General features: G+C 73.1%; 20 protein-coding genes. 10 read left to right on the top strand and 10 right to left on the bottom strand.

The genetic code is table 11. The features are described from left to right. Nucleotides 1-113: 113 nt before the first annotated feature. From Q1V71_RS09435 to Q1V71_RS09425, 3 genes are read left to right on the top strand one after another with little or no spacing between them, the layout of a single operon-like run. Entirely contained in the window at nucleotides 114-1616 is a 1503-nt protein-coding gene (locus tag Q1V71_RS09435; protein WP_300643193.1) for an ABC transporter substrate-binding protein, read from the top strand. Beyond that, the gene (locus Q1V71_RS09430; protein WP_300643192.1) at nucleotides 1616-2869 is read left to right on the top strand and encodes a hypothetical protein; all 1254 of its coding nucleotides are present in this window, start codon (nucleotides 1616-1618) and stop codon (nucleotides 2867-2869) included. The genes Q1V71_RS09435 and Q1V71_RS09430 overlap by 1 nt, the downstream gene beginning before the upstream one ends. A 44-nt stretch (nucleotides 2870-2913) precedes the next feature. After that, entirely contained in the window at nucleotides 2914-3981 is a 1068-nt protein-coding gene (locus Q1V71_RS09425) for an NAD(P)-dependent oxidoreductase (protein WP_300643190.1), read from the top strand. A 40-nt stretch (nucleotides 3982-4021) separates the two neighbouring features. Here the strand turns inward: Q1V71_RS09425 and katG are convergent, their stop codons facing one another. Together katG and Q1V71_RS09415 are read right to left on the bottom strand one after the other, a co-directional pair. After that, nucleotides 4022-6247: a catalase/peroxidase HPI gene (gene katG / locus Q1V71_RS09420; protein ID WP_300643188.1), complete on the bottom strand. Its 2226-nt coding sequence runs from the start codon at nucleotides 6245-6247 to the stop codon at nucleotides 4022-4024. 38 nt (nucleotides 6248-6285) lie between these two features. Further along, nucleotides 6286-6699 (bottom strand): Fur family transcriptional regulator, encoded by a 414-nt coding sequence (locus Q1V71_RS09415; protein WP_300643186.1) that lies wholly within the window; start codon nucleotides 6697-6699, stop codon nucleotides 6286-6288. A 162-nt stretch (nucleotides 6700-6861) separates the two neighbouring features. Between Q1V71_RS09415 and Q1V71_RS09410 the strand changes: the two genes are divergently transcribed. Continuing rightward, nucleotides 6862-7245: a TraR/DksA C4-type zinc finger protein gene (locus tag Q1V71_RS09410; RefSeq protein WP_300643470.1), complete on the top strand. Its 384-nt coding sequence runs from the start codon at nucleotides 6862-6864 to the stop codon at nucleotides 7243-7245. Between the two features lie 30 nt (nucleotides 7246-7275). On the opposite strand, the gene Q1V71_RS09405 is transcribed toward Q1V71_RS09410, so the two are convergent. Continuing rightward, entirely contained in the window at nucleotides 7276-7746 is a 471-nt protein-coding gene (locus Q1V71_RS09405) for a hypothetical protein (RefSeq protein WP_300643184.1), read from the bottom strand. 179 nt (nucleotides 7747-7925) lie between these two features. Between Q1V71_RS09405 and Q1V71_RS09400 the strand changes: the two genes are divergently transcribed. Continuing rightward, entirely contained in the window at nucleotides 7926-8333 is a 408-nt protein-coding gene (locus tag Q1V71_RS09400; protein WP_300643182.1) for a hypothetical protein, read from the top strand. A 9-nt stretch (nucleotides 8334-8342) separates the two neighbouring features. Further along, nucleotides 8343-8942 carry an MBL fold metallo-hydrolase gene (locus Q1V71_RS09395; protein WP_300643181.1) on the top strand — a complete coding sequence of 200 codons (600 nt, stop codon included), beginning with the start codon at nucleotides 8343-8345 and terminating at the stop codon, nucleotides 8940-8942. Between the two features lie 37 nt (nucleotides 8943-8979). On the opposite strand, the gene Q1V71_RS09390 is transcribed toward Q1V71_RS09395, so the two are convergent. Genes Q1V71_RS09390 through Q1V71_RS09380 form a run of 3 tightly spaced genes read right to left on the bottom strand, consistent with a single transcriptional unit; the run spans nucleotide 8980 to nucleotide 9976 of the window. Continuing rightward, the gene (locus Q1V71_RS09390; protein WP_300643179.1) at nucleotides 8980-9297 is read right to left on the bottom strand and encodes an AzlD domain-containing protein; all 318 of its coding nucleotides are present in this window, start codon (nucleotides 9295-9297) and stop codon (nucleotides 8980-8982) included. After that, entirely contained in the window at nucleotides 9294-9776 is a 483-nt protein-coding gene (locus Q1V71_RS09385) for an AzlC family ABC transporter permease (protein WP_300643177.1), read from the bottom strand. The genes Q1V71_RS09390 and Q1V71_RS09385 overlap by 4 nt, the downstream gene beginning before the upstream one ends. Further along, on the bottom strand, nucleotides 9743-9976 hold the full coding sequence (locus Q1V71_RS09380; RefSeq protein WP_300643175.1) for a hypothetical protein: 234 nt from the start codon (nucleotides 9974-9976) through the stop codon (nucleotides 9743-9745). The genes Q1V71_RS09385 and Q1V71_RS09380 overlap by 34 nt, the downstream gene beginning before the upstream one ends. Nucleotides 9977-10153: 177 nt before the next feature. Between Q1V71_RS09380 and Q1V71_RS09375 the strand changes: the two genes are divergently transcribed. Further along, complete coding sequence (locus Q1V71_RS09375) at nucleotides 10154-10741, top strand: DUF1707 and FHA domain-containing protein (RefSeq protein WP_300643173.1); 588 nt, start codon at nucleotides 10154-10156, stop codon at nucleotides 10739-10741. A gap of 212 nt (nucleotides 10742-10953) precedes the next feature. Further along, entirely contained in the window at nucleotides 10954-11607 is a 654-nt protein-coding gene (locus Q1V71_RS09370; protein WP_300643171.1) for a hypothetical protein, read from the top strand. Nucleotides 11608-11777: 170 nt separating this feature from the next. Here Q1V71_RS09370 and Q1V71_RS09365 read toward each other — a convergent pair whose 3' ends face one another. Continuing rightward, on the bottom strand, nucleotides 11778-12371 hold the full coding sequence (locus Q1V71_RS09365) for a TetR/AcrR family transcriptional regulator (protein WP_300643169.1): 594 nt from the start codon (nucleotides 12369-12371) through the stop codon (nucleotides 11778-11780). A gap of 74 nt (nucleotides 12372-12445) precedes the next feature. Here Q1V71_RS09365 and Q1V71_RS09360 point away from each other — a divergent pair, with 74 nt between their 5' ends. Further along, entirely contained in the window at nucleotides 12446-13480 is a 1035-nt protein-coding gene (locus Q1V71_RS09360) for a Rieske 2Fe-2S domain-containing protein (RefSeq protein WP_300643167.1), read from the top strand. Continuing rightward, nucleotides 13477-14580, top strand: a complete 1104-nt coding sequence (locus Q1V71_RS09355) for a hypothetical protein (protein ID WP_300643165.1) — start codon at nucleotides 13477-13479, stop codon at nucleotides 14578-14580. The genes Q1V71_RS09360 and Q1V71_RS09355 overlap by 4 nt, the downstream gene beginning before the upstream one ends. A 14-nt stretch (nucleotides 14581-14594) precedes the next feature. On the opposite strand, the gene Q1V71_RS09350 is transcribed toward Q1V71_RS09355, so the two are convergent. From Q1V71_RS09350 to Q1V71_RS09340, 3 genes are read right to left on the bottom strand one after another with little or no spacing between them, the layout of a single operon-like run. Then, nucleotides 14595-15647: a phosphotransferase gene (locus Q1V71_RS09350; protein ID WP_300643163.1), complete on the bottom strand. Its 1053-nt coding sequence runs from the start codon at nucleotides 15645-15647 to the stop codon at nucleotides 14595-14597. Then, complete coding sequence (locus Q1V71_RS09345) at nucleotides 15644-16744, bottom strand: TIGR03857 family LLM class F420-dependent oxidoreductase (RefSeq protein WP_300643161.1); 1101 nt, start codon at nucleotides 16742-16744, stop codon at nucleotides 15644-15646. The genes Q1V71_RS09350 and Q1V71_RS09345 overlap by 4 nt, the downstream gene beginning before the upstream one ends. After that, nucleotides 16741-17556 (bottom strand): SDR family oxidoreductase, encoded by an 816-nt coding sequence (locus tag Q1V71_RS09340; RefSeq protein WP_300643159.1) that lies wholly within the window; start codon nucleotides 17554-17556, stop codon nucleotides 16741-16743. The genes Q1V71_RS09345 and Q1V71_RS09340 overlap by 4 nt, the downstream gene beginning before the upstream one ends. Nucleotide 17557 lies beyond the last annotated feature (1 nt).

Here is a 17557-nt window from a genome sequence, read left to right as displayed (position 1 = left end):
CCAAGTTAGAACCTGTTCCAGCACGAACGCAAGCACCCCGGGTCCACGCCGAGGACGTGACCCAGGTCTCACCGTCTCGTTGACCCACCGAACCCGTCCCCCTCGGAGGCCCCATGCACCGCCGCTCCCGTCGGCCCCTGACGCCACGTCTGGTGCTGGCCTCCTCGGCCGCGCTGCTCCTCGCCCTCACCGCCTGCGGGTCCCGGGTCGACGCCGACACGATGGCCCGGATGAACGGCCAGGGCGTGCTCGTCGGGACCGACGGCCAGCCGATCGCTGCCGGGGACGGCGCCGTCCCCGGTGCCGTCGGCGGAGCCCCCGGGTCCGGCGCGGCCGGCCCCGGCACGGGTGGTGAGGGCACGACGACAGGCGGCGCCACCGGCGGCGGACCGGGCGCAGGCCCCGCATCCGGCGGCGAGGCGCCGGTCGGCGAGGGCGCCACGGCTGCGGACGGCGGCGTGCGGGCCGGGTCCTGCGCCGGTTTCCGCAACAGCACCGGCATCACCGACTCCGAGATCACGATCGCCAACATCGCCGACATCTCCGGCCCGGTGCCCGGCCTGTTCCAGTCCGCGCAGGACGCCACGAAGGCGTTCGTCGCCTACTACAACGCCACCACGCCGGACGGCATCTGCGGGCGCTCGCTCGCGCTCTCCGCGCTCGACACCCGCTCGGACTCCGCCGGCGACCAGCAGGCCTACACCCGGGCCTGCTCGGAGGCCTTCGCCGCGGTCGGTTCGGTCTCGAGCCAGGACCAGGGCGGTGCCGCCGCGGCCCAGGGCTGCGGGCTGCCGGACCTGCGCGCGTTCACCGTGACGCCGCAGCGCTCCGCGTGCGAGACCTGCTTCTCGGCGTACTCCATCAAGCCGAACCTGCTCGCGGAGTCCTTCTACTCCTACTGGACCGACCGCGAGCCCCAGGCCTCGCAGAAGGTGGCGGTCTACTACGTCGACGTGCCGGCCGCGAAGGTCAACGCCGAGAGCTTCGCCGCCGGCTGGGACGCCCAGGGCGGGGAGACCGTGCGCGTGCAGGGCATCGCGACCTCGGAGTTCAACTACGCGCCGTACGCCCAGCAGATGAAGGACGACGGCGCGGGGCTGGTGATGTACTTCGGGCCCTTCCAGTTCACGATCCGGCTGCAGGAGGCCATGGCCCAGCAGGGCGTGGACGCGATCTTCCTCACCGACCCGACGGTCTACGACTCCCGCTACGTCCAGCAGGGCGGCGAGGCCGTCGACGGCACCTTCGTCTACTCCGTCATCCAGCGCTTCGACGACGCGAGGATCCCCGAGATGGTGCTCTACCGGCAGTGGCTGGAGCGGACCGCGCCCGGGTCGGTGCCCAACTACTACGGTCTCTTCGCCTGGTCCGCGGCCCGGCTCTTCGTCCAGAAGGCCACCGAGCTCGGCGGGAAGCTGACGCGCCCGGCGCTCGTGCAGGCCCTCCGGGGCGTGCGGGAGTGGGACTCCAACGGCATCCACGCGCCCATGCAGGTCGGCGCCAAGACGACCCCCGGTTGCGTCAAGATGCTGCAGCTCGACGGCAGCACGTGGAAGCAGGTCTCCCCCCGCGACTTCCTGTGCGGACGGGTCTTCGACACCGGGGTGGGTGGCTGATGACCACCGCACGGTCGCGCTACGCCGACCTCGACCGCGACCAGCTGGCGCGACTGGTCCCGGAGCTGCTGTTGATCGGTCAGCTCATCGACCGCTCCGGGATGGCCTGGTGCATCCAGGCCTTCGGCCGCGAGGCGATGACCGAGATCGCGATCGAGGAGTGGTCCGGCGCCTCGCCGATCTACACCCGGCGCATGCAGCACGCGCTCGGCTACGCCCCCGCCGTGGAGGGCGAGGGCGACGTCGTGGCCATCTTCAAGGGCCTCCAGCTCGACATCGGGGCTCCCCCGCAGTTCATGGACTTCCGCTACACCGTCCACGACCCCTGGCACGGCGAGTTCCGGCTCGACCACTGCGGCGCGCTCATGGACGTCGAGCCGATGGGTCCGGACTACGTCCGGGCGATGTGCCACGACATCGAGGACCCCACCTTCGACGCCACGGCCGTCGCCACCAACCCCCGGGCCCAGGTGCGGCCGGTCCACCGCCCGCCCCGGGTGCCGGCCGACCGCAGCCCGCACTGCGCCTGGACCGTGACCATCGACGCAGCGCACCCGCCGGTCGAGCCGCTGCCGGCGTACTTCGACGTCGCGCGGACGCGGGCGGCCTCGCTGGAGCTGGACCCGATCGACGCCAGCACCTCCGCGGACGAAGGCGCTACCGACTACGCCGGGCCGCTGCTCTCCGACCTGGACTTCTCCGCCTTCTCCCACTCGGCGCTGGTGCGGATCGCCGACGAGGTCTGCCTGCAGATGCACCTGCTCAACCTGTCCTTCGTGCGCGCGGTCCGGGCCCGCGCCGCGACCGAGGAGCAGGCGCGTGAGATCTGCCGCAAGCAACTGGTCGGCCTGGCCGGCATCGCCGCCGAGCGGTTGCACCGGGTGCTCGCCCTCCCCCGCGACCGCGCGGGAGCGCTGCGGCTGCTGGCGCTGCACCCGCTGCTCAACCCGGCGGCGTACGTCGAGGCGACGATGGACGGCGGGGCCCTGCACGTCCGACCCTCACCCGCCCACGACGACGGCGCCTGGATCGACCTGGTCGGACCCGGGGAGACCTCGGCGCTCCAGGCGGTGGTGCGCGCGGTCGACGACCGGTACGACGTCGACCTGGTCGGGTCCGCACAGGACTGGACCGCGACGCTGGTCGAGAGCGAGCCGTCCAAGGAGGCCGACGAGGTCGCGGTGACCCGCTTCAGCACCGGGTCCTCGTTCGTCTTCGAGCCGCGCCGCTCGCTGCCGATCACCCCGGTCTGAGCGGTCTCCCGGCCGCCCTCCTGCTCCCCGTCTAGGCTCCCGACGTGCTCTCCGACGCCCCTGTCCTCGTCACCGGCGCTTGTGGCCTGGTCGGTCGCGCGACCGTCGCGGCGCTGCGCTCGCGCGGGTACCCCGTGGTCGCGACCGACCTCGGGACCCGCGCCAACCGTGACCACGCCGCCTCGCTCCCGCGCGAGCGCGACCTCTACTGGCGCTGGGCCGACCTGACCTCCCCGGAGCAGGCGCGGGGCCTGGTGAAGGCGAGTGCCCCGCGGGCCGTCGTGCACCTCGCCGCCGTCATCCCGCCGGCCTGCTACGACGCCCCCGACCTGGCCGAGCGGGTCAACGTCGGCGGCACCCGCAACATCGTCGAGGCCATCGCCGCGCACGCCCCGTCGGCCCGGATCCTGCACGCCTCCAGCGTGGCGGTGCACGGCTCGCGCAACCCGCACCGCGACCTCGGGCTGCTCGGTGCCGACACGCCCCTGGCCCCCAGCGACCTCTACGGCCGGCACAAGGCCGCGGCCGAGGAGATCGTGCGCGCGGCCGCCACGCCCTGGGTCGTCCTGCGCCTGGGCGGGGTGATGACCACCGAGGTGTCGGCCGCCGGCAACGACCCGGCGACGGCGTACCTCTCCGCGGCGCTGCCGGACGACGGGCGGATCCAGACCGTCGACGTGCGTGACGTCGCGCGGGCCTTCGCGGCCGCGGTCGAGGCCGACGTCGAGGGCGAGGTGCTGATGATCGGCGGCGACGAGAGCCACCGGTTGCTCCAGCGGGAGATCGCCGTGGGCTACACCACCGCGCTCGGCATGGAGGGGGCGGTGCCGCCCGGGCTGCCCGGCGACCCCGACGACGACGCGACCTGGTTCGCCACGGACTGGATGGACACCACCCGCGCCCAGGAGGCCCTGGACTTCCAGCGGGTCAGCTGGCCGCGGCTGCTCGAGGAGATCCGCCAACAGGTCGGCTGGAAGCGCTACCTGCTCCGGTTGGCGGGACCGCCGCTGGCCGCGCTGGCACAGCGGCGCTCGCCGTACGCCGGCACGGGGCAGCGGTACGCCGACCCGTGGGGCGCCGTGGAACGGCGCTGGCCCGCCGCCGCCTCCTGAGGGAGACGCCGACGGGCCAGCGTGCGGTCCTGGCTGCGACTCAGCGCAGGTCGAACCGGTCGTTGTCCATGACCTTGACCCACGCGGCGACGAAGTCCCGGACGAACTTCTCCTGGGCGTCGTCGCTGGCGTAGACCTCGGCCAGCGCGCGCAGGCGCGAGTTGGAGCCGAAGATCAGGTCGACCTCAGTGGCGGTGAACTTCACCTCGTCGGTGGAGGCGTCCCGGATCTCGTAGACGTGCTCCTGGTCCTGCGAGGCCTTCCACACCGTGCCAGGCGAGAGCAGGTTGGTGAAGAAGTCGGTGCTCAGCACGCCGGGACGGTCGGTGAGCACGCCGTGGGCGGTGCCGCCGACGTTGTTGCCCAGCGCCCGCAGGCCGCCGACCAGGACGGTCATCTCCGGCGCGGTCAGGCCGAGCATGTACGCGCGGTCGACCATGAGCACCTCGGGCTGCTGCTTCTCGCCGGACCGCAGGTAGTTGCGGAACGCGTCGGCGCGCGGCTCGAGCACCGCGAAGGAGTCGACGTCGGTCATCTCCTGCGTGGCGTCGGTGCGACCGGGGTGGAAGGGCACGGTGACCTCGACGCCGGCGTCCTTGGCGGCCTTCTCGACCGCGGCCGAGCCGGCCAGGACGATCAGGTCGGCCAGGGAGATGCGGGTGCCCGCGGACTCGAGCTCGGCCTTGATCTCCTCGAGCTTCTCGACGACGGGCACGACCGGGGCGTTGACCTCCCAGCTGCGCTGGGGCTCCAGGCGGATGCGGGCACCGTTGGCGCCACCGCGCTTGTCGGTGGAGCGGAAGCTCGCGGCCGAGGCCCAGGCGGCCTGGACGAGCTCGGAGGTGCTGAGGCCCGAGTCGAGGACCTTGGCCTTGATCGCGGCCACGTCAGCGTCGGAGACCAGCTCGTGGTCCACGTCCGGCACCGGGTCCTGCCACAGCTGGACCGGCGCGACGTCGGGGCCGAGGAAGCGGCTGACCGGACCCATGTCACGGTGCAGCAGCTTGTACCAGGCCTTCGCGAACTCGAGGCGGAACTCCTCGGGGTTGTCGCGGAAGCGGCGGCTGATCTTGTCGTACTCCGGGTCCATCCGCAGCGCGAGGTCGGTGGTGAGCATCGTGGGCTTGCGCTTCGGGGAGTCCGGCGTGGGACCGGGGATGACCGCCTCGGCGTCCTTGGCCACCCACTGCCAGGCGCCGGCGGGGCTCTTCTCGAGCTCCCACTCGTACTGGTACATCAGCTCGAAGTAGTCGTTGCTCCACTGCACCGGGGTGCGGGTCCAGGTGACCTCGAGGCCGGAGGTGATGGTGTCCTCGCCCTTGCCGGAGCCGTGGGCGCTGAACCAGCCCAGGCCCTGCGCCTCGAGCTCGGCGCCCTCCGGCTCGGGGCCGACCAGGTCGGCGTTGCCGGCACCGTGGGTCTTGCCCACCGTGTGGCCACCGGCGATGAGGGCGACGGTCTCGACGTCGTTCATCGCCATCCGGGCGAAGGTCTCGCGGATGTCGTGGGCGGCCTTGAGCGGGTCGGGCTCGCCGTTGGGGCCCTCGGGGTTGACGTAGATCAGGCCCATCTGGACCGCGCCGAGACCCTCGGCCAGCTCCCGCTCGCCGCTGTAGCGCTCGTCACCGAGCCAGGTGTCCTCGGGACCCCAGAAGATCTCCTCGGGCTCCCAGACGTCCTCCCGGCCGAAGCCGAACCCGAAGGTCTCCAGGCCCATCGACTCGTAGGCCACGGTGCCGGCGAGGACGAGCAGGTCGGCCCAGGAGATCTTCTGGCCGTACTTCTGCTTGACCGGCCACAGCAGGCGGCGGGCCTTGTCGAGGTTGGCGTTGTCGGGCCAGGAGTTGAGCGGGGCGAAGCGCTGGTCGCCGTCGCCGGCGCCGCCGCGGCCGTCGTGGATGCGGTAGGTGCCCGCGGCGTGCCAGCTCAGGCGCACCATGAGGCCGCCGTAGTGACCGAAGTCGGCGGGCCACCAGTCCTGCGAGGTGGTGAGCACCTGCTCGACGTCACGCTTCAGCGCGGCGACGTCGAGCTTCTTGAACTCCTCGCGGTAGTCGAACGACGGGCCGAGAGGGTCGATCTTGTTGTTGTGGACCGCCAGCGGGGCGAGGTCCAGGGAGTTGGGCCACCAGTCCTTCAGGGTGCGGGGGCGTCCGCCGGTCTTCGGCGTGGGCGAGTCGATGGCCGGGTTCTCGCTCTCCGAACCCTCGGCGGTCACACCGCCCGCGCCGTGGTCGACCGGGCACCGCAGCTCGTTGTCGCTCAATTCTCTGCCTTTCGAAGGGGTGTGCAGGACGGTTCTGTTCAGGAGCAGGTGGGGCAGGTGCCCCAGTAGACGACCTCGGCCTCGTCGATGGCGTAGCCGTGGTCGTCGGACGCAGTGAGGCACGGGGCCGCGCCGGTGGCGCAGTCGACATCGGCGATCGAGCCGCAGCCGCGGCACACCACGTGATGGTGGTTGTCGCCGACGCGCGCCTCGTAGCGCGCGACCGAGCCGCTGGGCTGGATCCGGCGCAGGAGACCGGCCTCGGTGAGCGCGCGGAGCACGTCGTACACCGCCTGGTGGCTGACCGAGCCCACCTCGGCGCGCACCGCCGCGATCACCGACTCGGTGTCGAGGTGCGGTGCGCGCGCGACCGCCTCCAGCACCGCCACACGCTGCCGGGTGACGCGCAGCTGCGCGTCCCGGAGCATGCTCTCGGCGTCGAGGGGGTGCATGGTGGAGACCTTGCCACCTTTTCTTGAATGAATCAAGACTGCGGACGGTGTGTCCCGCGGTCCACGCTCGCGCCTCGCACGGACCGGCGCACCACCCGGACGGCGGGGGCCGTGCGAGCCTCGGACAGGTCTGTCGGTGGCCACTGCCACCATGGCCCGGTGATGACGGACAGTGGTGCGGGCGGCACTCCCCCGCCCGACCCTGTCGCGGCGCGCGCTGCCCTGGCCGAGGAGCGGGAGCGGGTCCTGCGACGCCTGGAGGGGCTGGCCGCCGACTTCGAGGAGACGGTCGCTGCCTCCCGCGACAGCAACGCCGACGACGAGCACGACCCGGAGGGCCACACCATCGCGTTCGAGCGCTCTCAGGTCACCTCGTTGTCGCGCCGGCTCGAGCAGCACCTGGCCGAGGTCGACGCGGCCCTCGCGCGCCTGGCGGTCGGGACGTACGGCGTGTGCCAGGGCTGCGGCGAGCCGATCGACCCCGCCCGGTTGGAGGCCCGGCCTGCGGCCCGCGAGTGCATCGCGTGCGCCTCACGCAGGCGGTGACGGCCCTCGCTGTCGTACGCCGTCGGTCGGTCAGGCCGAGGCGGTCCACCACAGCAGCGCGTTGGACACCGTCGTCCAGACCTTGCCCAGGCAGACGAGGAGCCCGACCGCGGCGGCCGTCCATGCATAGGTGCCGCGCGGGCGGCTCAGCGTCAGGGACGCGATCGCGACGCAGACCAGCGACGACAGCGCGACCCAGCCGGTCACCCCGAAGACCCTCATGAGGGAGGCGGCCGCGACGTTGGCCTCCTCGAAGCGACCGGTCCCCATCATCAGCATCGTCGTGGCGGCGTCGCCCAGGATCCCCACCGCCCACAGCACGAGCAGCAACAGCACGCCCGCACTCGGTCGCCGCAGTGCCTCCCCCGACGCCCGCGCCTGGTCCGCCACCTGGCGCGCCGCCAGCACGAGCTCGTCGACGAGGCGGCCGCCGGCGTCGAGGAGCGCGCCCGGGACCCCGGCGGTCTGCGCCGGCCGCGCGTCGCTGCTCGGGACTGGCATGGCACCCCCTCGGTGGGCGACCGGCACGACGGGCTCGTGCTGCCTCGGTCAACCCAGTAAGGCACGTCCCCCCAACCCGGGGGCCCGAACCCACCCCCGAGGGCTGGCCTCGGACCACCCCGCAGGGACTCCCGCTCCGGCCCCCGGGACGGCAGGCTGATCCCACGGAGCCCGGACAGGTGGTGGAGACGCTCATCCCGACGGCGGCGGTGAGCTCGCCGCTCTTCCTCGGGGTGCGCCTGGCCCTGGACCTGGCGTACGGGATCTTCCTGGTCGCCGGGCTGCGGCGGCGCTCCGCCGTACGCGGGACGAGGCCGAGGTACGCCTGGGCGACGATCCAGCGCGCCGCGTGCTGGCCGGCGCTGGTGTTCATCGTGATGACGACGATGCGCTCGATCTCGCTCACCCAACCGCTGGCGCTGCTGCTGGTGCCGCTCGCGCTGGCCGGGTGGGCCTACACCTTCCGGCAGATGCGCGCCGACGGCGACGACGACTGGTTCACGCGGGCAGGACGACGCGTGCGCCGGTGGGCCTCCTCGCTCGGCCGCTCCCCCGCGCCGGCCCCCGTCCTCCTGCAGGCTGGCTAGGGTCTCGTCATGGGCGACAGCACCGGTGACGCGGCAGACCTCGCACGCACGGCCCGGCTCGACGTGCTGGTCGAGGGGTACGCGCGGCTCCCCCACGTCGCCGGCACCGTCTGCCTCGTGCGCGACGGGGACAGGGTCATCGTCGTGGACCCCGGCATGGTCGCGGCCCGCGCGCAGATCCTCGACCCGCTGCGCGAGCTCGGCGTGGCGCCCGAGGACGTCACCGACATCGTGGTCAGCCACCACCACCTCGACCACACCGTCAACATCGCGCTCTTCCCCGAGGTGCCGGTGCACGACTTCCGCTGGCTGGTGCAGCGCGACACCGTCGAGATCCGTGAGGCCGACGGCCTCGCACTGACTCCTGGCGTGCGGCTGCTCGAGACGCCCGGCCACACGCCGCAGGACCTCACCACCCTCGTCGGCACGCCCGACGGCGTCGTCGCCCTGACCCACCTGTGGTGGACCGGCGACGGTCCCGCGGACGACCCCTACGCCCCCGACCGCGACCTGCTGCGCGCGCAGCGTGAGCGCGTGCTCGCCGTCGCCGACCTCGTCGTGCCCGGGCACGGCGCCGCGTTCGTGCCGTCGGCATCGACGCCGCGCTGATCCCGCTCGGCACGGCCGGTCGGCGAGCCGGGCTCGGTCACAGCGCCCGGAGCCCGGCGGTCACCAGCACCGCCACCGAGACACAGAGGATGAGCGAGCAGCGCCGCCAGAGCATCACGCCGGCCACGGCGACGCCGACCGTGTGCGCCCCCACCGACCAGGACCGCCCCTCTGCCAGGACCGCCGTGACGACCAGCGCGCTGAGCAGCGCTGGCGCCATGAGGACGATGACGCGCGAGGACCACGGCGGCAGCGTCCGCCCACCGAGGAGCACAGGCCCGGCAGCCTTGATCAGCGCGGTCAAGGCAGCGAGACCGAGGATCAGCCACCACACCTCTGCGTAGCTCAGCGTCACCCCGACCTCCGCACGACACCGACGAGGGCAACCGCGCTCGCCGCGAGGATCGGCACGCCGGGCGGGGTGACGGGCACCAGCGCCAGCGCGACCAGTGCCCCGGCGAGGGCGACGCGTCGCGAGGTGGGGCCCCGCAGCTCCGCGAACAGCAGCGACAGGAAGAAGACGGGGTAGATCGCGTCGAGGCCGAGCCGTTCGGTGTCACCCAGTGCGTCGCCGAAGACGGCACCGACCACCGAGCCGAAGGTCCACGCGGCGTACTGCGGGACCGTCGTCCCGAAGAGCAGCCACCGGTCGAAGGTCCCGTCGCCGCGGTTGGCCAGCGCCCACGAGGAGTCGACGACCGTCTGTCCCTGGGCAGCGCGCTTGAGGGGGCCTCCGGGCAGCGATGGCGCCAGGGCGATGCCCATCGCCAGGAACCGTGCGTTCATCAGGCTGCCCGCCGTCAGCGCGGCCGGGATGCCACCGCCGACGCCCACGACCGACAGCGCTGCGAACTGCGCCGACCCGCGAAGACGATCATCGCGGTCAGGCTCGCCTGCGCCACGCTGAACCCCGCCTGCCGCGCCAGCACCCCGAAGGAGACGCTGAGGAAGAACCCCACCACCGCGAACGGCACGCCCAGCCGCAGACCGCGGCGGAAGGAGCCGCGCGCTCCCTCGTCCGCCTCCCCCGTCACCGGCGCAGGCTAGCGCCGAGGCTGCGGATCGGCAGAACGCTCGCGCCGCCGGGCACGCCACGGCGGCAGGACGGAGGCCCGGGGAGCGGCGGACGACGCGAGGTGACTGCGCTGCGCTCCGTGGAGTGCTTCCTCGGGGTCTGGTGGCGTCAAGACGCCCGGACCTACCCTCCATGGATGGAGGGCACCCCCATCCCGGTGGGCACGCGACGCGTCACCGACGCGGAACGGGACTCCGTGGTGCGCGTCCTGGGTGAGGCCGTCAGCGACGGTCGCTTGTCGCACGACACGTTCCTGACGCGGTTGGACGCGGCCCTGCTGTCGAAGGACGAGGCCGCGCTGGCCTCCGTCGTCGAGGACCTCGTCCACCGCTCGGTGCAACGACCTCGACAGGTCCGAGCGAGGCGGAGGTGGCCTCACCGCTCGGCACCGAGCGGACGGATGCCGCTGCCGTCCTTGGTGCTGCCCGGGCCTTCGACGCCGTTCGTCAGCCTAGGCCGTTCTGCTGACTCGGACCTGCGCGTGGACGACCCGACCGTCTCGGGGACCCACGCGGGACTCCTGTTGTTCGCCGGTTCTTGGTTCGTCGTGGACCGCAGCTCGACGAACGGCACCTTCGTGAACGAGAGCCGCGTACCCGAGGTGGCGACAGTCCACCCGGGGGACATGCTGGGCTTGGGTTCCGTGACCTACAGGCTGACCGCGCCACGCCCCGACGTGGCACGTCGCATTCGGGTCACCAGAGCCCTGGGGATGTCGCGGTAGGCGGCAGGGTGCTGCGCGGGAGCGCTGTGGTCGCCATCTGGAGTGCCGATGACGCGTCTGGCGCGTCGGAGGGACTCCAGTCGCACCGTTCCGGGCGGAGGGTGCCGGCCCCTCCAGCAGGAACCCCGGCACCACGTCGTCGCCGTCGACTCCTGCGACCCGCCCTCCCGGCGCGAGCACGACGCCGCCTGAGAGAGCCGGGGGAACCCGTGATGACCGGACTGCGTCCCAGCAGCATGCGCACCCAGTTCCGCCGCGGCGCCGTGGCGTTCGTGGCCGTGTCCCTCCTCGCCGCTGCGGCCGGGTGCGGCGACTCCGACCCCGGCCTCGGCACGGACCCGGGCGGGGGCGGCGGCAGCGACCTGGCCCTGCTCGACGAGCGCGGACCCTGCCCGCGGCAGCTGCCCGAGCCCACCGAGGACCGGGGCTACGGCTTTGGCACCGACGCGCCGGCCTCGGACTCCCCCGAACTCCCGGAGATCGACCGCGCCTGGGTGTGCCGGTACGACGCCGTCGACCAACCCGAGCGCAACGAGAACGGGGCGTACTTCCTCTGGGAGCGAGCCACGCGTCCGGCGCCGATCGCCACCAGCAGGCTGTCCCGGCTCGTCGAGGGCGTCGAGGCCCTGACGCCGCCCGAGGGCGACCAGGCCTGCACCGCCGACCTCGGTCCGCGCTACCTGCTGGTCCTGGCGACACCCGAGGACCGGGTCCTGGCTGCCTCCGTGGACGACTACGGCTGCCGCGAGGTCCGACTCACGGCAGACCCGTGGGACGGCGCTCCGGGCGAGACGCCGGCTGCCGGCGTGCCCGAGGGCGTGCTCGTCGGCGGCGAGAACCTGCTGTCGCTGCTGCCGCGCCGCTGAGCGGAGCGCACCTCAGAGGTCGAGGGTCCCCACCCAGCGCTTGCCCTCGTCGCCACCCCACGCGTCCCAGGCCACCCGGCCCGGCGACGGGAAGCCCACCCCGCCGGATGGGCCGCACGCCGTGCCGCACCCCCGCCCGGCCCGTCCCCTCCGGGCGACGCTCGCGCGCCTCAGGCGGCCAGCAGCCGGCGCAGGTGGTCGACGAGCTCGGCGACCACCGCGGCCACCGGCCGGTCCCGGCCCGAGCGCCACCAGTCCGAGAGCCACACCTGCAGCGCGGAGACCACGAGACCGGCGGCCACCGACGAGCGCAGCGGGGTCGCCTCGCCGGCGGCCACCGCCGCGGCGTGGCCGGCAGCGATGCTCTCGAGCCCGTCGCTCCAGACGGTGCGCTGCACGCCGACGCCGTCCGCCGAGGCCCAGGCGGTGCCCACCCGCAGGCTCATGGCGAGGTAGTAGGGCCGCTCGGCGAGGTACTCCGCCGTCGCACCCACACCCACGAGCAACCGCTCCAGCCCGGCCGTGCCCGCCGTCGCGGCCGCCACCGCCTCGAGCAGCCCGGCCATCCGCGAGCCCTGCAGGTCGTCCCAGATCTCGGCCTTCCCGGTGCAGGTCTTGTAGACCGTCGCCAGCGAGAGCCCGGCCTCCCGGGCGACGTCGGGCATCCGCGCGTCGGCGTACCCCACCCGCGCGAACTCGCGCTCGGCCGCGTCGAGGACACGCTCGCGGTAGAGCAGCTGGCGCTCCTCGGCTGCCGTCGTCACGTCGCCCCTTGACCTGCTGTGCAGAACAGTGGTTCTGTTCCGCAGAACGATCATTCTACGCGAAGAGGGCGCACGTGAAGCCGACGCTGCCGATGAACCCCACCGGCTGGTTCCAGGTCGCCTGGTCCGACGAGGTCCCCGTCGGCCGGGTGCACCGGATGCGCTACTTCGGTCGCGACCTCGTGGCCTGGCGCGGCGCCTCGGGCCGGGTCACCGTGATGGACGCCTACTGCGAGCACCTGGGCGCCCACCTCGGGTACGGCGGCACGGTGGTGGAGGACCGGATCCGCTGCCCCTTCCACGGCTGGGAGTGGAACGAGCAGGGGCGCAACACCTGCATCCCCTACGAGGACCACCCCAACCTCGGCCGCCGGATCAACACGATGCCGGTCGTGGAGCGCAACGAGTCGATCTACGTCTGGCACGACGTGGACCGCAGGCCGCCGCACTTCGACGTGCCCGACGTCTTCACGGGCTTCGCCAGCGACACCGAGGACGGGCAGGCCGAGCGCGGGGCGGAGGCCTACTACCCCGGCTGCGAGCACAACCGGCTGCTCGACACCGGGCTCGAGCTGCACCCGCAGTACGTCCTGGAGAACGGCGTGGACTTCGCCCACTTCAAGTACGTCCACCAGGTGCCGATCGTCCCGCGGTTCACGCGCCAGGAGTTCCAGGACCCGATCTCCTACGTCGACTTCACCATCACCTTCGACCAGCGCGACGCCGGCGGCTCGATCGAGGACATCGACTCCGGGGTCGAGGCGATCAACTGCGGCATCGGCATGTCGGTCACCAAGTCCTGGGGCATGGTCGACAACCGCACCGTCCTGGCCACCACGCCGGTCGACGACGCGACCTGCGACGTGCGGTTCAGCGTGTGGATCGGCCGCCGCGAGTCAGACACGAGCGAGCACTCCGAGCGCGCCGACAAGCACGCCCGCGGCGTCATCGAGCAGGTCGAGGCCGACCTGGTGATCTGGTCGCACCAGAAGTACGCCTCCCCCGCCGCCCTCTCGCGCGGGGAGCACGCCGGGTTCACGGCGCTCCGCACGTGGGCGCAGCAGTTCTACCCCGCCGCCACCCCCTCGACCCCGCAGGAGCAGGCATGAGCCGCACCACCCCGATCCGCCTCTTCCAGGTCGCCACGGGCAACCTCGGCTCGGAGATGATCGGCCGCATCCAGCGCCACCCGGACCTCGAGCTGGTCGGCCTGCACTGCTACACCGCCGACAAGATCGGCCGCGACGCCGGCGAGATCGTCGGCCTCGACCCGGTCGGTGTGCTCGCCACCGGCACCGTGGAGGAGATCCTCGCGGCGCGGCCGGACGTGCTCACCTTCCACGGCGTCTTCCCCGACGAGGACCTCTACGTGGCGGTCCTCGAGGCCGGGATCGACGTCGTCACCACCGCGGACTGGATCACCGGTTTCCACCGCGACGCCAACCACCCGCACCCCAGCGGCCGCAGGGTCAGCGAGGTCATCGAGGACGCCTGCCAGCGCGGCGGCTCGACGTTCTACGGCACGGGGATGAACCCCGGCGTGAACCAGGTCCTCGGCATCGTCTGCACCTCCGACGTCGCCGACATCACCAACGTCACGACCATCGAGTCCGTCGACGTCTCCTGCCACCACTCCGCCGACACCTGGCGCGAGGTCGGCTACGGCCGCCCGGTCGACGACCCGGCGCTGCCCGGGATGCTGCGCAAGTACACCGAGGTCTTCGCCGACTCCGTACAGCTCCAGGCCGACGCGTTCGGGCTGGAGCTCGACGAGGTCCGCTTCGAGGCCGAGCTCGGCGCCTGCACGAAGGACGTCGACCTCGGGTGGTACCACCTGCCCGAGGGCTCGCTGGGCGGCTCGTACGTCAAGTACGTCGGCGTCGTGGACGGCGTCGCGCGGGTGGAGACCCACCTGGAGTGGCAGATGACGCCCTTCACCGACCCCAGCTGGGACATCAAGGGCTGCTACGTCACCCAGGTCACCGGCGACCCGCAGGTCTACAACAAGCACATGATCTTCCCCGGCCCCGGCAACGACCTGTCCCGTCCGGAGGACTTCGCCAGCCTGGCCATGACGGTCACGGGCATGCCGGCGCTGCACGCGGTGCGCGCGGTCCACGAGGCCCGCCCCGGGATCGTCACCAGCGCCGACCTGCCGCTGCGCGCCTTCGCCGGCCGGTTCGCCCGCGAGGTCCGCCAGCGGGCCTGAGCCCCGCACGACCCTCAGACGAGGTCCAGCGTCCCCAGGTCGCGGATCGCCGCGGCCGAGCGCCGCACCATCGCGGCGAACATGCGGTCCCCGCGCTCGGTGCGGGCGCCGTACGCGCAGCCGAAGGTGGCCACGAGCGGGACCTGCAGCTGACCGAACCGGTAGTCCTCCCAGCAGGTCCCCAGGTCGTAGCCCTCGACCCCGAGCCCGACCAGCCGCCGGTGGTAGGCCGCGACGACGTCGCGCTCCACCTCCCGACGCACGTCGGGCTCCAGCGAGGTCGCGACGAGGTAGGCCAGGTCGCGCGCCGGCAGCGTCAGCGAGAGGGTCTGCCAGTCGAGCGCGGCCACCTCCCCGGGCCCTCCACCGGGCGTGAACATGAGGTTGTCGAGGCGGTAGTCGCCGTGCACGAGGCCGAAACGCTCTGGGCGTCCCAGCAACCACGACCGGGTGGGCGGCACGCAGTCGCGCAGCGTCGCCACCGTCTCGGCGTCGAGCAGGTCGCCGAGGCCCTCGACGAACAGGTCGAGCGTCGAGGGGTACATCTCCTCGAGCAGGGCGACGCTGTCCTCGTCGTTGAGGGTGAGCCCGGGCAGCTCCAGCAGCGAGCGGTCGCACCAGCGCGGGCCGTGCAGGCCGGCGAGGTTGACCGCGGCGTCGAGCACCTGGGCCGGGGTCGCACCCTCGACCTGGTCGCCCTGGACCAGCGGGGCGAGGTCCTCCAGCAGCAGCACGAACCAGCCGGTACCGGGCTCGATCCGCGCGCCGTGCACCTCCGGGACGCGGCACGACAGCGTGGGGGCGATGCGGTCGTAGAACATCAGCTCCATGGCGTACGCACCGGCCAGCAGCTCGCGGGACCCGGGGTCGGGCAGCTTGAGCAGCAGGCTCGCGGGCAGCTCCGGCGCGCCGGTCGGTCGCAGCCGGTAGCAGGTGCCGATCTGCCCGGTGCCGACCTGGGTCACCGCGACGTCGTCGACCGGCAGCCCGAGCAGGTCCGAGAGCCAGGCAGGCGTGACGTCCTCGCGGGCGGAGACCGCCCACGGCGGCACCTCGGGCGCGCTCACGCCGTCCACCCGGGGTTGGCGGGGAGCGCGTCGAGGCCGTCGGGGCGCACCTGCGCCCAGGCGTCCAGCACCGGAGCCAGCTCGGTCGGGGTCGCGCCGTGGAGGACGACCGAGTCCGCGCCGGCGTCGAGCTGGGCCTGGACCCGGGCGGCGCACTGGGCGGCCGAGCCGGTCGCCGAGGCGGCGAGCCACTCGGCGGGCAGCAGCCGGTCGGCCAGCTGCTGCAGGTCCTCGGTGGTGCCGATGGCGTCGAAGGCGCCGCCGTACCCGGTGACGAAGGGATCGGTGCGGAACCGCTCGAGCACCGCGGGGTCCCACCCGTTGGCCTGCACGAGCACCTGCCCGTAGCCCTGGAGGTACGTCGCCAGCCGCCCGACCAGCTTGCGCAGGCGGGCCTCCTCGGGGATCGAGTCCTCGACCGTCGCCAGCACCGACCAGACCCGCACCGAGGCGGGGTCGCGGCCCGCGCGCTCGGCGGACCCGCGCACGACCCGCACCATCCGGGCCAGCGACTCGTCGGTGAGGAAGGTGTGCAGGACTACGCCGTCGGCCACTCGGCCGGCGAGCTCCAGGGACCGGTCGCCGATGGCCATCATCAGCACCGGGATCCGCTCGTCGAAGGAGCTGTCCTGGTTGAGGTAGGGGTAGGTGCCCGCCGGACCCTCGTGGCCCACGACCGCCTCGCCGCGCCAGAGCCGGCGGTAGATGCCGATGGCGTCCTCCATCTGCGCGCCGGTGATCCGCGGCAGCCCCATCAGGTCGAAGAGCACGTCGAAGCCGCGGCCCAGGCCCAGGGCGTAGCGACCGCCGCTCATCCGGTGTGCGGTCGCGGCCATCGTGGCGGTGACCAGGGGGTGACGGGTGACGTGGTTGGTCGCCGCGGTGGCGATGCCGATCCGCTCGGTCACCCCCGCGACCGCGCCGGCCATCACCCCGGCGTCCTTGACGTTGAAGCGCTCGGAGAGGAACAGCGAGCCGAGGCCGATCTCCTCGGCCAGCCGGGCCTCCGCGACGACGTCGCGCGGGGAGTCGGTGTGGCCGGCCAGGCCGTAGCCGGCCAGCTCGGGGAACCAGCGGGTGGCGCCGGGGCCGCTCACGACATAGCCTCCATCTGCTGCCGGACGAAGCGGGCCGTCAGGCGCCGGGTCAGGCCGGGGGCGAACCGCCCGACGGCGTACGTGATCTTGGAGCGGGCGGGAGCGATGACGAGCGCGTCGTCGCGCTGCACGCCGCGCAGCACCGCGCGCGCGAGGTCGTCGGGGTCGAGCGGACGGCTCATCCCCTGGCCGGTGAGGTAGAACCGGCGACCGTCGAAGCCGCCCTGGCCCCCGGTGTCCAGCAGCCGGGTCTCGACCGCGGACGGGCAGACGGCCGTGACCCCGACGCCGTGGTGGACGGCCTCGCTGCGCAGGCTCAGGCTGAGCCCGACGACCGCGTGCTTGGTCATGCAGTAGCTCGTGATCAGCCCCGACGGCATCAGCCCGCCCATCGAGGCGGTGTTGACGATGTGGCCGCTGCGCTGCCGCACCATGACCGGGTACGCCGCTGCGACACCGTGCGCGACACCGCGGATGTTGATGTCGATGATCGTGTCCCACTGCGCGACGCTGAGGTCCTCGGTCCGCGAGCCCCAGCTGATGCCCGCGTTGTTCACCATCAGGTCGAGCCGGCCGTGCGCGGCGACCACGTCGTCGACCGCAGCCTGCACCGCGGCCGCGTCGATCACGTCGAGGTGCCGGGCCGTCGCCAGACCGTCCGGGCAGCTCGCGGCGACCGCCTCCGCGCCGGGGAGGTCGACGTCGCCGACGACGACCGTGGCCCCCGCGGCGGCGAGCGCCCGGCACAGCGCCGCCCCGATCCCCGAGGCACCCCCGGTGACGATCGCGTGCTGCCCCGCGAACCCCTCCACG

It is taken from the genome of Nocardioides sp. (genome assembly GCF_030149505.1).
Classification (GTDB): Bacteria; Actinomycetota; Actinomycetes; order Propionibacteriales; family Nocardioidaceae; genus Nocardioides.
This window is presented reverse-complemented; position numbering and strand designations above follow the sequence as displayed.

Coding starts and splice junctions, on each gene's coding strand:
- Q1V71_RS09435 (WP_300643193.1), top strand. CDS start 114: ATGCACCGCCGCTCCCGTCGGCCCCTGACGCCACGTCTGGTGCTGGCC.
- Q1V71_RS09430 (WP_300643192.1), top strand. CDS start 1,616: ATGACCACCGCACGGTCGCGCTACGCCGACCTCGACCGCGACCAGCTG.
- Q1V71_RS09415 (WP_300643186.1), bottom strand. CDS start 6,699: ATGCACCCCCTCGACGCCGAGAGCATGCTCCGGGACGCGCAGCTGCGC.
- Q1V71_RS09410 (WP_300643470.1), top strand. CDS start 6,862: ATGACGGACAGTGGTGCGGGCGGCACTCCCCCGCCCGACCCTGTCGCG.
- Q1V71_RS09405 (WP_300643184.1), bottom strand. CDS start 7,746: ATGCCAGTCCCGAGCAGCGACGCGCGGCCGGCGCAGACCGCCGGGGTC.
- Q1V71_RS09395 (WP_300643181.1), top strand. CDS start 8,343: ATGGGCGACAGCACCGGTGACGCGGCAGACCTCGCACGCACGGCCCGG.
- Q1V71_RS09375 (WP_300643173.1), top strand. CDS start 10,154: ATGGAGGGCACCCCCATCCCGGTGGGCACGCGACGCGTCACCGACGCG.
- Q1V71_RS09370 (WP_300643171.1), top strand. CDS start 10,954: ATGACCGGACTGCGTCCCAGCAGCATGCGCACCCAGTTCCGCCGCGGC.
- Q1V71_RS09355 (WP_300643165.1), top strand. CDS start 13,477: ATGAGCCGCACCACCCCGATCCGCCTCTTCCAGGTCGCCACGGGCAAC.